12 protein-coding genes are annotated in these 15,486 nt (G+C 32.9%); 1 reads left to right on the forward strand and 11 read right to left on the reverse strand.

Translation table 11 applies throughout. The features are described 5' to 3' along the window. Nucleotides 1-81: 81 nt before the first annotated feature. From BUE10_RS04600 to mnmA, 5 genes are all read right to left on the reverse strand, one after another. Nucleotides 82-717 (reverse strand): Pr6Pr family membrane protein, encoded by a 636-nt coding sequence (locus tag BUE10_RS04600; protein WP_083597951.1) that lies wholly within the window; start codon nt 715-717, stop codon nt 82-84. 114 nt (nt 718-831) lie between these two features. Then, nucleotides 832-1,242, reverse strand: a complete 411-nt coding sequence (locus tag BUE10_RS04605) for a hypothetical protein (RefSeq protein WP_073482705.1) — start codon at nt 1,240-1,242, stop codon at nt 832-834. Between the two features lie 20 nt (nt 1,243-1,262). Further along, nucleotides 1,263-2,207, reverse strand: a complete 945-nt coding sequence (locus BUE10_RS04610; protein ID WP_073482706.1) for an NAD(P)H-dependent flavin oxidoreductase — start codon at nt 2,205-2,207, stop codon at nt 1,263-1,265. Nucleotides 2,208-2,216: 9 nt separating this feature from the next. Continuing rightward, a complete protein-coding gene (locus tag BUE10_RS04615; protein WP_073482708.1) occupies nt 2,217-3,818 on the reverse strand; it encodes a S8 family serine peptidase in 1,602 nt (533 codons plus the stop codon). A 43-nt stretch (nt 3,819-3,861) separates the two neighbouring features. After that, nucleotides 3,862-5,049 (reverse strand): tRNA 2-thiouridine(34) synthase MnmA, encoded by a 1,188-nt coding sequence (gene mnmA, locus BUE10_RS04620; protein ID WP_073482710.1) that lies wholly within the window; start codon nt 5,047-5,049, stop codon nt 3,862-3,864. 140 nt (nt 5,050-5,189) lie between these two features. On the opposite strand from mnmA, the gene BUE10_RS04625 reads away from it, so the two are divergent. Beyond that, a complete protein-coding gene (locus tag BUE10_RS04625; protein ID WP_073482712.1) occupies nt 5,190-7,067 on the forward strand; it encodes a PEP/pyruvate-binding domain-containing protein in 1,878 nt (625 codons plus the stop codon). Between the two features lie 255 nt (nt 7,068-7,322). Here the strand turns inward: BUE10_RS04625 and BUE10_RS04630 are convergent, their stop codons facing one another. The 6 genes from BUE10_RS04630 to nagB all read right to left on the reverse strand — a co-directional run bounded on the left by BUE10_RS04630 (nt 7,323) and on the right by nagB (nt 15,174). Next, complete coding sequence (locus tag BUE10_RS04630; protein ID WP_073482713.1) at nt 7,323-7,880, reverse strand: DUF4956 domain-containing protein; 558 nt, start codon at nt 7,878-7,880, stop codon at nt 7,323-7,325. A gap of 207 nt (nt 7,881-8,087) precedes the next feature. After that, a complete protein-coding gene (locus BUE10_RS04635) occupies nt 8,088-8,804 on the reverse strand; it encodes a toxin-antitoxin system YwqK family antitoxin (RefSeq protein WP_073482715.1) in 717 nt (238 codons plus the stop codon). Nucleotides 8,805-8,949: 145 nt separating this feature from the next. Further along, a complete protein-coding gene (yidC, locus tag BUE10_RS04640) occupies nt 8,950-10,863 on the reverse strand; it encodes a membrane protein insertase YidC (RefSeq protein ID WP_073482718.1) in 1,914 nt (637 codons plus the stop codon). A gap of 81 nt (nt 10,864-10,944) precedes the next feature. After that, nucleotides 10,945-12,558, reverse strand: a complete 1,614-nt coding sequence (locus tag BUE10_RS04645) for a CTP synthase (RefSeq protein ID WP_073482721.1) — start codon at nt 12,556-12,558, stop codon at nt 10,945-10,947. Between the two features lie 172 nt (nt 12,559-12,730). After that, nucleotides 12,731-12,964 carry a DUF3820 family protein gene (locus BUE10_RS04650; RefSeq protein WP_073482724.1) on the reverse strand — a complete coding sequence of 78 codons (234 nt, stop codon included), beginning with the start codon at nt 12,962-12,964 and terminating at the stop codon, nt 12,731-12,733. 281 nt (nt 12,965-13,245) lie between these two features. Beyond that, nucleotides 13,246-15,174, reverse strand: coding sequence for a glucosamine-6-phosphate deaminase (gene nagB, locus BUE10_RS04655; protein WP_073482726.1), 1,929 nt, complete (start codon nt 15,172-15,174; stop codon nt 13,246-13,248). Between the last annotated feature and the right edge of the window lie 312 nt (nt 15,175-15,486).

Consider the following 15,486-nt stretch of genomic DNA (forward strand, 5'->3'; position numbering starts at 1 on the left):
TTCTGAGATATTAAGATTCTGAGTTTGATTTATTTAATAAAACAGAATTCATTAAGGTATTTATGAACTAAGCGGCAGTAATCAAATGTCTTGGTGATCGTTGTTCGTTTTTAACTTATTATTTAAAGCAATTAATAGTAACCCTATTATAAAAAATACTATAATCATAACTCCAACATTCACTAAAACTGTTTTGTAACCAATTTGTACTGCATTTAAAAAAGGGTAAGGATACCAGTTTGTAATTACACCTCTAATTAATGAATAAATGAGGTATAGAAAGGGGAAAATTGTCCAATAAATACCATCTTTCCAACTTAATTTTTCTTTTTCAGAATAACGTAACCAATACAATATATACAAAATAGGATTTAAAACGTGCAGCATATTATCTACAATTAGCTGCCAGCCTGTTACAATCCAAATTCCTCGTAAAACAATATTGTAAACTAATGCAACTATAAATACGTACAATGTTATGGCAGTTTGTACTGAAAGACTTGAAAAGAATATTCCCGTTTTTGTTTTGGGTAAAAATATCGAAAACGTAAGACTCAATGCAATCAACAAATTAGATAGAATAGTAAAATAACTGAAGAAATTAGCAATACTCCCTTTGGTAAGATAGAATTGAAAAATAAGAGCAAACCATACAAAAAATGCTGCAATTGAAGCGTAAAAAATTTTTGTATTTGATTTTCTATTTTTACTATTCATACTCTAACTTTTTGGGGTTCCAAAATATTGTCAGCATGCCATTTTACCTCCTCTTTATGAAAGTGAAATGAAAAATGTATTTTTTATATTTACAATTGAAAAAATTCAGGATCGTTAAACGGTAAAAATATTATAAACAATAATATGATCGTCGTAATTAATATAAAGCTGTTTACGATTATCCTGCTTTTTACGTGTAATAATAGAAAGTTTACATTCTCGTCCGTCATTATCTTTACACATAAAAGAGTACACAATATCTGTATCGTTTTCTTCTCGTTCGATGTAATCCAAAATACTAAAAAGCTGAATTTCCTGAGAATAAACTACAATCCTATGTTTATCAGTATCCAAAACTACAGAGAGATTAACCAAATCAAGATCTGACCACTGTCCCCACTTTCCTTTTTCATTTTTTTCTAAAACACTAAATCCTGAAGTTTTAAAATGATACGATTGACTCTGAACTTGTTGTAATCCAAAAGTCAGAAACAAAAATAATATATAGAAGCGAATAGAATTCATAAAATATTTCTTGCAGATAATTAAAACTCAAATGTAGCTTTTTCTTCGCGAGCAGCTTTAAAATCAGCCATCATTTGTTGAACAATTTGTTCTACAGGTAAAATTTCATGAATCAGTCCGGCAATTTGTCCTATTTCAAGCTCACCTTCTTCAAGATCGCCTTCAAACATTCCTTTTTTGGCTCTTGCTCTTCCTAAAAGCGCTGCTAATTGTTCTTTAGAAGGGCATTTTTCATACAAAGCCTGAACATCATTATAAAATTTATTCTTTACCAATCGAACCGGGGCTAACTCTTTTAAAGTCAATTGAGTATCTCCTTCTTTTATACTAACTATCGTTTCTTTAAAATTATTGTGGGCAGAAGATTCGATTGAAGCTGCAAAACGACTTCCAACCTGTACCCCATCAGCACCCAAAATCATTGCAGCCAGCATTCCTCTTCCAGTTGCGATTCCGCCTGCGGCAATAATAGGGATTTTAATTTTTTCTTTAACCATCGGGATCAAAGTTAAAGTCGTAGTTTCGTCGCGTCCGTTATGTCCGCCAGCTTCAAAGCCTTCGGCAACAATGGCATCAACACCTGCTTCTTGTGCTTTTAATGCAAAAACACTGCTGCTAACAACATGTACAACCGTTATTCCTTTTTCTTTTAAAAATGAAGTCCAGGTTTTAGGATTTCCTGCTGATGTAAAAACGATTTTCACGCCTTCTTCGACCACAATATTCATGATCTCTTCAATATTGGGATATAACATCGGAATATTAACTCCAAACGGTTTATCAGTTGCTTTTTTACATTTCTGAATGTGTTCTCTTAAAACTTCCGGATACATTGATCCTGCTCCAATTAAACCTAAACCTCCGGCATTACTCACTGCCGATGCTAATTTATAACCACTGTTCCAAATCATTCCGCCTTGAATAATTGGATATTTTATATTGAAAAGCTGTGTAATTCTGTTCATTAAAAACTCTTATTGTTTTATTATTTTCCCTGTTTTCTGTAAACCTCCAGATTTAAAAGTATAAAAATACAGTCCGCTGGTTAAGCTTTCAACAGAAAGAACCGGATTTTGATTTGTTATTTGTTTTTCAATCAGCTTTTGTCCCAAAATGGAATAAATAGACACAGAAGCTGTTTCATCTGCAAACAAAAAAGAAATGTTAGATTTTGCCGGATTAGGATAAACTGAAAAATCCGATGAAGACTGAAAAGTATCTACACTTAAAGTCGATCCAAAATTGGGAATTCCATAACCATAATTATTATCCGGAACAGTATATTTATCTGCAGATTGAATAATCATTTGTCTAATTTCCTGATTCGTTTTCGCTGGAAAAGCCTGCCATAAACAAGCGACCATTCCGGCCATAATTGGACATGAAAAAGAAGTTCCGTTAGCCGTACCAATAGTTCCCGAAGTACTTGAAACTACTGCAGCCACTCCCTGCGCCATTACATCTGGTTTTATACGATTGTCAAAACTTGGCCCAATAGAACTGGAAGGAGCCTTAACTTTTACAGAATTTACGGAACCAATTGTAAGAACAGAAACGCCATCTGCAGGCGCACCAATATGTTTTTCAGCAGTATTTCCTTCATTTCCAGCAGAAGCCAAAACAATAATTCCTTTACTAAAAGCCAGTTCAGCCCCTTTTGTACTAAAATTTGTTGTGCCGTTCATATCACTGTATGTATGACTATAATTGGCATTATCAAACCCAAAATACCCCAATGAAGTTGTAATAATATCTACCCCGTAAGCATCTGCCTGTTCTGCTGCTTCAACCCAATACGATTCTTCAACAGGATTTTCGGATGCACCATCTTCAGTAATAAATAAATAATAAGAGGCATCTGGAGCTGTTCCTACCAAAGAATTTTCTGTGTAACCACCCATTGTCGATAAAACTAAAGTTCCGTGATCACTTCCAGAATAGAAATTTGTACTTCTGTTTACATAATCATAGCCGCCTAAAATTAAGTTATTATCACGAAGTCGTTTAAAAGGGTCAGCTGTATTTACGCCCGGAAAACCTCCGTCTAAAACCGCAATTACTTTTCCGGTACCTGTATAATTCTGCTGATGCAAAACTTGTCCGTTAAGCATCTGAATTTGATTTGCAGAGCTTCCGTATGCATAATCAATTGCAGTTTCAAGCTTATTTTTTACCGCTGTAATATTGTTTTCTGAAACTTTTTTTGAAGTTACATTCAAATTCTTATTTGCAAAAGTTACTTTACTCACAAACGAAAGCAGTTTTAATGCATCAATATTAATTTGAGTTCCTCTAACATGAAGTGCATTTAACCATTTAGACTGAGCTTTTACAGTTATACCTGTACTTGCTTTTATCTGATCTACATAGGTAGTTTCCAGAGGTGCATCTGTACTATTTAATGCAATATTTTGTACCGTACGGCGATCTAATGATCTCTGCGAAAGAGTCAGCGATGGATTATTGAAAAAATCCTGCGAATTTGGTTTTCCTGTAAAATATACCCAGGCATCTTCTTCCTGAGAAAACATTACAATCGAAAACAATAATAAAATAAAAGTAAAGCTATTTTTCATATATACTCTTTTAAAAGGAAATCCTCCGTAAAAAAGTATAAAGCTAAGAAATTACTCCCGAACCTACTAATTCATTTTCTAAATACCAGGCAACAAACTGACCTTCAGTTATGGCAGATTGTGGTTCTTCAAAATGAACGTACATTCCATCTTCAAATTGATGAAGTGTCGCTTTTTGCAATGGCTGACGGTAACGAATTCTCGCCATAACTTCCATTTTTTCACCTGTTTTTAACTTCATATCTTCGCGAACCCAGTGTACTTCAGATTCTCCAACAAATAAAGCTTTTTTAAACAACCCAGGGTGATTGCTGGTTAAACCAGTATAAATGGTATTGGTTTCAACATCTGTAGCGATTACAAATAAAGGATCTGTAGTTCCGCCCACATTCAATCCTTTTCTTTGACCAACAGTAAAATAATGCGCACCCTGATGTTTGCCCATAATTTTTCCCATTGTTGGAAGATAATCCAGTTTTTGAGCTTCAATTTTTAGATTTTCTTCTAAAGATAATTCAGCTGGTTTTTCAAAGTTATAAATTGGATCGTTTTTATCAATCTGAACAATTGTACCTTCTTTTGGCTGCAATTTTTGCTGTAAAAACTCCGGTAAACGAACTTTTCCAATAAAACAAAGTCCTTGAGAATCTTTCTTTTCAGCCGTTACCAATTCCATTTCAGCTGCAATTTCGCGAACTTCAGGTTTTGTCAACGCACCAATTGGGAACAATGCTTTAGACAATTGATCTTGCGATAACTGGCATAAAAAATAAGACTGATCTTTGTTCACATCATTTCCGGCAATCAATTGATAAACCGTTTTTCCGTCAACCTCAATTTCGCTTTTTTGACAGTAGTGTCCAGTAGCAACATAATCAGCACCAAGACTTAGTGCAATTTTCATAAAAACATCAAATTTGATTTCGCGGTTACAAAGCACGTCAGGATTTGGAGTTCTTCCTTTTTCGTATTCGTTGAACATATAATCAACGATTTTTTCTTTGTATTCCTCGCTTAAATCAACAGTTTGAAACGGTATTCCGAGTTTTTCAGCCACTAATAAAGCATCGTTACTATCTTCTAACCAAGGACATTCGTTAGAAATAGTAACTGAGTCATCGTGCCAATTTTTCATAAAAAGCCCAATAACTTCGTATCCTTGCTGCTGCAATAAATAAGCAGCAACACTAGAATCTACTCCACCAGAAAGACCAACAACTACACGTTTCATTTTAAAATCTTTAATTTTACAAGGGTGCAAAGATACGCCATATTTTAGATAATCTAACTCCTTTCAATTAGTTTATATAATCCCATGGTAGATAAAACTTATTGTTTAAATACTTACTTTTAATATTCAATACAATTGTCATGAAAAAATACATTTACGGCCTAGTTTTCTTTTTCATTTTCATGTCTTTAAGTGCACAAAGATATTCTTCATCATTAACTGATTATGAAGCTTATAAAGCATTTAGAGGAAAACCTTTATCTGATAAATTCTCCAATATCGAATCGGTAAAAGTGGTTTATGATTTAAGAAAACAAAAAATGTATTATTTCAACAGCACTTTGATTCCGCTGCATTATGATTTTGTAACAAATTATCTGCACTACAATTATGATTTGCAAATTTTTAATAATGAGAATTACAGCAGCACTTTAAAAGACAGAGATTTTTTACTGGGAAATCTCAATCATATCAAAGGAACTGACAAATGGATTTTTGAACTTGCCGCTTCAGATCATATGCCGATTCCGTTAATTGAACGATTTTTCAATTTAGTAATTCAATCTACTTTTATTGGTCAAAACTTAAAATTTTATTTGAACAATCCAGAGCAAATGGAATGGTTTCGTTTGGAACAATTTAAAATTCCGTGTGTAAAATCAGAATATATTTTTAATGAAATAAAATATCAAGAAGTCGTTTCCGGCAGCAATGTCGGTATTTTAAAACAATACAAAATCAAAGATTTGGATAAAATAAAACCAAATCCTGACGAAATTATTGTTTTAGATGGAACGCCTGATATTTTACCTAATGTAAGAGGAATTATTGTCAACGAACTGCAGACACCTCTTAGTCATTTAGTATTGCTGGGCAAAAACAGAAAAATTCCAATTATGGCTTATACATTGGCTTTAAAAGATGAAAACATCAAAAGATTACTTTCCAAAAAAGTAGAATTAAAAATTCAGGTTGATACTTTTTTTATAAAAGAGACTGATAAAAAGATTGTTGTTAAAACGAATTCTAAAAAGAAGAAATTAATCATTGACAATAGTGTTTCTGATTTAGTTGATTTGTCTAAAATTCCAAAAAAAGGAGTTAATTATATTGGTTCAAAAGCGCAAAACATGTCCTATTTGATAGCTATTTCAAAAGAAATTCCATTTAAAGTTCCGGAAAATGCTCATGCCATTCCATTCTATTTTTATACGAAACATATTCAGAAAGAATCGATTTCTCCTTTAATACAAGAACTTTTAAATTCTACGAAGAAAGATTCAACGGTTTGGGTAAATCAGCAATTGAAAAAAATTCGTGATGCTATTAAAAAAGAGCCTGTTAACCCTGAATTAATTTCGAAATTGAATTTAACTTTTAAAGATGCTAAATTCAAAAATTTCAGGTTTCGTTCTTCAACAAATGCAGAAGATTTAGATGATTTTAACGGTGCCGGATTGTATGATTCTAAAACCGGAATTCTTGGAGATAGCATCAAAACATTCGAAAAAGCGATTAAACAAGTTTGGGCAAGTGTCTGGAATGAAGCTTCGTATAACGAAAGAGAACTTTTTGGAATCGATCAGCAAAATATTGCAATGGGTGTTTTGGTTCATCGTTCTTTTCCTGATGAATTGGCAAATGGTGTTGTAATTACAAAGAACATTTTTAGAGAAAACTTTCCCGGAATTACGGTTAATATTCAAAAAGGGGAAAACTCAGTTGTAAAGCCAGAAAAAGGAGAAATCTGCGAGCAGTTTGTAGCGTACCATTTAAACTCCGGAACTGACGATGATGATTTTGATGTCGATTATACTTCAAACTCAAATCTCAATAATAATGAACCTTTATTAAGCCGAAAAGAAATGAGCAGGCTTTTTCTTGTGAGCAGTAAAATTGAAGAGAAAATGTATCGCTATTGGCGAAAAAACCTCTTTCATCCTGTAGATATAGAATTTAAAATCGTTGGTGAAAATCGGGATTTATATATCAAACAGGTTCGTCCATTTAATAATTAGGCACAATTCAATCAAAAGCCTCTTGAATTAATGACATTGAGCTATCGGGAGCGAAAATTGGTTTTATTCTGCCACAGATTAAAGGATTAAAATGATTTGAAAAAATGTATTGGCAAAACTCTCGCAGATTCCGCAGATTTAACAGATTATTCTTCGAGAAACTTTATCAAAAAATCTGCTAAATCTGCAGAATCTGCGAGAAAAAAACTTGTTGTATTATTTTTTTAAGCCGACTTATTTCTGAATTTTTCTGGGTTAATAAAAAACTAAAAGATCTATTTCATTTGTTACCGTATTGACCAAAACAATCTTGAAATCAAAATCCTGAATATTGATTTTTTCCTGAACTGCTTTACGGATGTTTCCATTTTCTAAAGAAAAATCGTTGATTAGCGCAATTTTTACATCAACAGTATTCAGATATTTTGAAGCTTTTCTGTTTACGATAATAGAAGCTGCCACATAAAAACCAATGATGATGATTTGAAAAAATAAGAGTATTTCTATTTTTTCAAAAGGATACATAATGTCTAAAATAGAAAGCGTGATCGTAGCAAAAAGAAAGATGATTGCGTTTACAGTAAACGATTGTGTTCTAAATCTTAGGATAGAAAAAATGGCAAACAAACCAAACCCAATTCCTACTCCAATTTCAATTTTGGTAAACAAATAACAAAGCGAAAAGGTACACAAACCAACAATAACCATCAACGGATTTATAGTTTCGTTATCTTTTCTGTTGGAGAAAAAATACAAAACCAAAATCGAAAAAAACAATAAAAAAAATCTTCCTATAAGTTCGTTTAAATCCATTGAATCAAAATATTAGCTCAATCAAATTTAAACAATTAGATAAAAAATCAGCTCCGAATTCATGAATTTATTTTGAATAAGAAAGGTTTGCCACGAATTACACTAATTTACACGAATTAATTTTTTGCTTTCTTAGTTAAATAAAAATTCGTGTAAATTAGTGTAATTCGTGGCAAAAAAAAATGCCCGCAAGCGGGCGCACTAATATTATTCGTTTTTAGGTTTTGAATTGGCTTTATAAGCACTTTTAGGGTCACTCATATTAACTTCTTTGGTCAATTTACCTCTTGTGTAAAACTGCCACATTCCGGCTTTTTTTCCTTTTACAAATTTTCCTTTAGAAGCTACAACACCATCTGAATCATAAAAAACAGCATCGCCTTCATACTCATTATTTTTAAATACAGACTGTTCCTGAATCGTTCCGTTTTGTCCTAGCTTTTTATAATTTCCTTCTTTTAAACCGTTCACATAAGTCATTTCCTCAGCAACTTGGGAATTCGGATAATAAACTGTTCTCAATCCTTGTAATTTACCTTTTTTATAGATTTCAGAAGTCATCAAAATCTTAGAAGCTTTGTGGTAATATTTCCACTCGCCTTCCCTATCCTTACCAATTTCTTTTCCTTCGCTTACTATATTTTTATTCTGATCATAAAAAATAGTGTATGAGCTTCCATCATTAGCTGTAAAATCGCGTGTTGCAATTACGTCGCCTTTTTTTGTATCATCAAAAAACTTAAAGATTCCAGTTTCTTTTCCGTGGCTGAAGGTTCCTTCATATCGCGGACGTTTTGATTCATAAACACCTTTCCAAACACCATCTTTCTTTCCGTTAGCATCTAATTTATTAAACTCTGTTTGGGCATTTACAAAGAAAACATTTAGTAACAACAGCCCAATTATTATTTTTTTAGAAATCATCTTGTATTCAATTTTTAACTTAAACGAAAATTAGTTTCATAAAGTATGTTTTGTCATTATCAAAGTTAAAATTTTCATTTGTTATTTGAAAAGGGAACACACTCTTTAAAATAAAAAATCCCGATTAGATCGGGATTTTTAAAATTTATTTCTTTTTATTTTGAGTCTTTTTTGCTGCCTCTTGCTGCTCCATTACATCCTGAAGACGTTGTTGAAACTTGCTTGGTTTTTTAGGCTCTTTTAATTTATTTTCCTGAATTTGAGCGTGAATTTTGTCACTGTCTACGATGTAATTTTTAATTACAAACATAATTCCGATAGTAATTAAGTTCGAGATAAAGTTGTACAAACTTAATCCTGCACCATAACTATTAAAGAAAATTAGCATCATTAATGGCGAAACATAAATCATGATTTTCATCATTTTTGCCATATCCGGCATACCTTCTTGCTGAGGCGCAGCCATTTGCTGATCTCCAGATGTCATTTTCATGTAGAAGAAAATTGCAATTGCAGCCAAAATTGGGAACAAACTGATATGATCTCCGTACAATGGAATATTGAAAGGTAATTTTACAACCGAGTCAAAAGATGATAAATCGTCTGCCCAAAGGAAGCCTTTTTGTCTTAATTCAAAAGCCGATGGGAAAAACTGGAAAGATGCATACATAAACGGAAGCTGAATCAATGCCGGAATACATCCTGCCATTGGGTTTACTCCTGCTTTGTTGTACAGTTTCATTGTTTCTTGTTGTTTCTTCATTGGGTCTTTTTTGTATTTTTCTCCCAATTCAGTAATATCTGGACGCAAAACTTTCATTTTAGCCTGAGACAAGAATGACTTATATGTAATTGGCGACATAGCCAATTTAATAATAATTGTAAAGATGATAATCGCAATACCTAATGATAACCCAATTGTTGAACTCAAGAATCCAAACAACGGAATAAAAATTAATCTGTTAATCCAACCAAAAATTCCCCAACCTAATGGAATAATTTTTTGGAAATTTTTATCGTAAGATTTTAAAACTTTATAATCTGCTGGCCCAAAATACCATTGCATTTTATAATCGATTTCACCATTTGAGAATGCTAAAGGAACATTTGCTTTAAACTGTTTCGTAAATACAGTATCTATTTTTTCATCATTCACTAAATTAGTTGATTCTAATTTTGATGTTGCAAATGGTTTATCTGTTACTAAAATAGAAGTAAAGAAATGTTGTTTATAAGCTATAAAACTAACTTTTTCAACTGTCTCTTCTTCATGCTTACCTAAACCTGCGTAATTTATTTTCCCATCTTCATGTTCGTAATAAATTTCTGCATAACGGTTTTCGTAAGAAATACTTTTTTCATTTCTGTAAGTTTTTAAATTCCACTCTAAATCTAATGGCTTAGAAGAATTCAAAACTTTATTTAATCCTTGAGAACGAATGTCAAAACCAACTAAATAATCATTTGGTTTTAATATGTATTTATATTCTAAAAACTCATTAGCACCTGCTTTTAAGCGCATTGTTAAAATTTGGTCTGCACCATTTTTAGTCAATGTTGGTTCAAAAAATAAATCTTTAGAGTTTAAAGTTCTATTATCAATCGTTTGCAATTGAATGTTTAAATTAGCGTTGTTGTCTTTGATCAACTCTACTAATTGTCCCGAATTTTTCTCAAACTTTTTGAATTCTTTTAAAACAGCTTCAACTATATAACCACCTTTATTAGCGATTTTAAGTTTAATCTTCTCGTTTTCGATAGTTGTAAAAGAGTCTTTTGCAGAAGGAAGCGTAGCAGAATATGCAAATCCGCCTAAAGTTTTTTGCAATTGTGCTAACTGAACTGTATCGCCTGGTGTAGCCGCAACAACTGGTGCAGCAATAGTTTTAACTTTATCAGCTTTTGCCTGAGCTTCTTGTTTAGCTACTAATTCTTTCTTGGCTTTTTCAGCAGCAATTTCTTTATCAGAAGGCTGATTTTGGTACATAATCCAAATCAGGATTCCGAATATCAATACAAAACCAATGATTGAATTAAGGTCAAATTTTTTTTCTTCCATTATTTATTTAAAAAAGTTATCCGTCAGAAGTTATTAGTTATGATTATAGCTTAAAAGTTACAACCTCTTAGAATATAATTATTATTTTTTATGCGCATTTACCGCAGCAGCTACGAAATTCACAAAAATCGGGTGCGGATTTGCTACCGTACTTTTGTATTCTGGATGGTATTGTACACCAATAAAGAACGGGTGGTTTTCAAGCTCTACAATTTCTACCAATCCAGTATCAGGATTAACTCCAGAAGCCTTTAAACCAGCTTTTTGCAATTCGTCTGCGTATTTATTATTGTACTCATAACGGTGGCGGTGACGTTCTGAAATGGTTGTTTCACCATAAATTCTGTGTGCCAGCGTATTTGGTTTAATATCACATTTCCAAGCTCCTAAACGCATTGTTCCGCCTTTGTCTGTAACATTTTTTTGTTCTTCCATTAAACTCACAACCGGATGAGGCGTTTTCTCGTTCATCTCAGTAGAATTGGCTTCCGTATAACCTAAAATATTTCTTGAATATTCGATAACAGACATCTGCATTCCTAAACAAATTCCGAAAAACGGAATGTTATTTTCACGTGCATAGCGAACTGCTTCAATTTTTCCTTCAATACCTCTTTCACCAAATCCCGGAGCAACTAAAACTCCGTCAAGAACACTTAATTTCTCCGCAACATTATCAATATTAACGTGTTCTGAGTGAATAGAAATTACATTTACTTTAGTTTCATTTGCAGCACCTGCATGAATGAATGCTTCTAAAATAGATTTGTAACAATCCTGCATTTCTACATATTTTCCAATCAAACCAATATTTACGGTTTGTTTTGGGCTTTTTAACCTGCGTAAAAAAGTATTCCATGTTTTTAAATCCGGAGATGCTTTTTTAGGCAAATCTAATTTTTTCAAAGCCACAACGTCTAATCCTTCTTCAAGCATTAAATTTGGAACTTCGTATATTGTTGAAGCGTCGATTGACTGAATAACGGCTTCTTTTTTAACGTTACAAAACAAAGCTAGTTTTTGGCGTAATTCCTGAGACAATTCATGCTCTGTTCTACATACTAAAATATCAGCTTTGATTCCACTTTCCATCAAAGTTTTTACAGAGTGCTGTGTTGGTTTTGTTTTCAACTCACCCGCAGCAGCCAAATAAGGAACTAATGTTAAATGAATAACGATCCCGTTATTTTCTCCTAATTCCCAAACTAACTGACGAACAGACTCTATATAAGGTAAAGATTCGATATCCCCTACAGTTCCTCCAATTTCAGTAATTACAATATCATAATCGCCAGATTTACCCAGCAATTGCATTCTGTCTTTAATTTCGTTTGTAATATGAGGAACAACCTGAACTGTTTTTCCTAAAAATTCCCCTCTTCTTTCTTTTTCAATAACCGAAAGATAAACTCTTCCTGTTGTAACGTTATTTGCCTGAGAAGTAGGAACGTTCAAGAAACGCTCGTAATGACCTAAATCTAAATCTGTTTCGGCACCATCATCTGTTACATAACATTCTCCGTGCTCATACGGGTTCAATGTTCCCGGATCCACATTAATATATGGATCGAATTTTTGAATAGTTGTACGGTATCCTCTTCCTTGTAACAATTTTGCTAAAGATGCTGCAATGATCCCTTTTCCTAATGAAGAAGTCACACCGCCTGTAACAAAAATATATTTTGTTTGATTCATTCTGTTGTTGTTTGTAAGTAGTTGTGTAAAAAACTTGGCAAAAGTACAAATTTAATTAGATAATTTATCAATTAGAGAATGAGATAATTTGCAAATTTTTAAATAGATTGATTACTTGGTTTTGTAATCGATAATTTTAAGCTTTTATTAGCAGTATTTTTAAGAAATATCTTTAAATCGGCTTTGGATATTGCTTCTTAATATTCCTGATTAACTCTTCCAAACCATTTAATTTCAACTCATAAATAAGCTGTAACTGCTGCCCCAATTCTCCTTTTGGAAAACCTTTATTGTGATACCAAACCACATAATATTCAGGTAAATCAATTAAAAAGCGTCCTTCGTATTTCCCGAAAGGCATTTTGGTATGTGCTAATTTTATAAGAAGTTTTTTGTCTTGTTCCATTTTTTTTAAAGAAAAAAGAAGCAAGAGGAAAGAAAATATAGACTCATTCTTTCTTCTTGCTTCTAATTGCTTACAAAGCTATTATTATTTTTCTTTTTGCCACAGATTAAAAGGATTAAAATGATTTTTTTTCGCCACGAATTTCACGAATTTAATTTTGTGGAAATTCTAGTAATTAATAGCAAAAAACAGAATAATAAAATCTGTGAAAATCTTTTTAATCTGTGGCAAAAAAACCTTAGAATCTTAGCATCTCAGTCCCGAAGCTTCGGGATAGCAACTTAATAATGCCATCTCACGAAAGCTTCCATCGCTGCGTAAGTTGATAAACCTAATTGTTGATATAAAGCAGCTGTTTCCGCATTTCGGTCTTCCGCTCTCTGCCAGAACTCTCTGGCATCTGTTCCTTGGAAAACAACTCCGTCTTTTTGCGATTGATGTTTGAAGATTCCGTGACGTTTTGCTAAAACTTGGTCTGGGCTCATTGGAACCGCCATTTCAACTTCATCAATTCCCCATTCCTGCCATGCGCCGCGGTATAACCATAACCAGCAGTCGTTCATAAATGGTTTTGGTTTTAAAGCTTTTACAGCTTCAAAAATCGCATCAAGACAAACTTTGTGTGTTCCGTGCGGATCTGCTAAATCTCCTGCAGCATAGATTTGGTGTGGTTTAATTTTTTCAATTAAATCCATTGTTAATTGGATATCTTCCTGTCCGATTGGTTTCTTTTCTATTGTTCCAGTCTCATAGAATGGAAGTTCCATAAAATGAATCTGATTATCGGTTAATCCAACAAAATGGCTTGTCGCTCTCGCCTCTCCTTTTCTGATTAATCCTTTGATGTATCTTACTTCCGGAATATCAATTTCACTGTTCTTTTTATTTTCTAAAAACGTTTGTGCTTTTTTATAAATATTATCTGCTTCTTCGCTTTTAATGTTGAATTTCTCGTTGTAATCAATCACGAATCTTGCAAAACGCAATGCTTCATCATCCGCTACAGCGATATTTCCTGAAGTCTGGTAAGCCACATGAACCTCGTGTCCCTGTTCCTGTAGACGCATAAATGTTCCTCCCATACTAATAATATCATCATCCGGATGCGGACTGAAAATCAATACACGTTTTTTAGCAGGTTCAGCTCTTTCAGGACGATTGGTATCTTCTGCATTTGGTTTTCCACCCGGCCAGCCTGTGATTGTATTTTGAAGTTTATTGAATATTTTAATGTTGATGTCGTATGCCGGACCAGAATCTGCCAATAAATCACTCATTCCGTTTTCGATATAATCAGCATCGGTAAGCATTAAAATTGGTTTTTTAAGATCAAGTGCTAATCCTAAAACTGCTTTTCTGGTTAGTTTATCTGTCCAAACTATTTTTTCTACCAGCCACGGTTTGTTGATTCTCGTTAATTTTGAAGAAGCTTCTTTGTCTAAAATAAAAACAGCATCATCATGTTCCTGTAAAAAAGAAGCCGGAACTCTGTTTGTAACTTCATCCTCAACAGATCTTTTTACAATATTGGCTTTTCCTTCTCCCCAAGCCAACAGAATTACTCTTTTGGCTTCCATGATTTTTTTTACTCCAAGTGTGATGGCAGTTCTCGGTGTATTGTTTAATCCGAAGAAATCTTTGCTTGCCGCAACTCTTGTAATATGATCTAAAGCAACTAATCGTGTTTTTGAATTTTGAAGCGAACCCGATTCGTTAAAACCAATATGTCCGTTTCCTCCAATTCCTAAAATCTGCAAATCGATTCCGCCTAAAGCTTCGATTTTTGCTTCGTATTCGTGGCAGTAATCTGCAATTTGTTCTTTTGTTAAAAGCCCGTCTGGAACATGAGCATTTTCAGGTAAAATATCAACGTGGTCAAATAACAGTTCTTTCATAAAACGAACGTAACTGTTGATTGAATTTGGTTCCATTGGATAATATTCATCCAAATTGAAACTGATTACGTTTTTAAAACTTAATCCTTCTTCTTTATGAAGTCTTACCAGTTCTGCGTAAAGTCCTTTTGGAGAAGAACCTGTTGCCAAACCTAAAATACAAGGTTTGTTTTCTTTTTGTTTTGACTGGATTAAAGCTGCAATTTCCTGTGCAACGGCTTTTGAAGCTTCTCCTGAATTTTCAAAAACAACGGTGTTGATGTTTTCGAAGCGTTTTTCAAAACCGGTTGCTTTGTCTATTTTACTTTTTAACATGATATAGTTTTTTTTTATTCTTCGGATTTATGTATCGGCTTTAAGCCTGAAAATTTTATTTTACATCGCAAAAACGCAAGTCAAAACATTGCTAAAACAATAGCAATCAATACCATATAAAGATAAAACCTTTATAAATGGAATACAACAAAATTTAAATTATTGATTTAGGGCAGATTTGGAATATCATTTTTATCTCACTTAGAGATTCCAAATAATATTAAAAAGTGATTCTCGTTTTCACTTTTGAAATTGCATTATTTTTGCATAAATATGCGTATTTTTTGCAAGACAAAGATACTTCATATTATA

The organism is Flavobacterium sp. CF108, from assembly GCF_900129795.1.
Taxonomy (GTDB): Bacteria; Bacteroidota; Bacteroidia; order Flavobacteriales; family Flavobacteriaceae; genus Flavobacterium.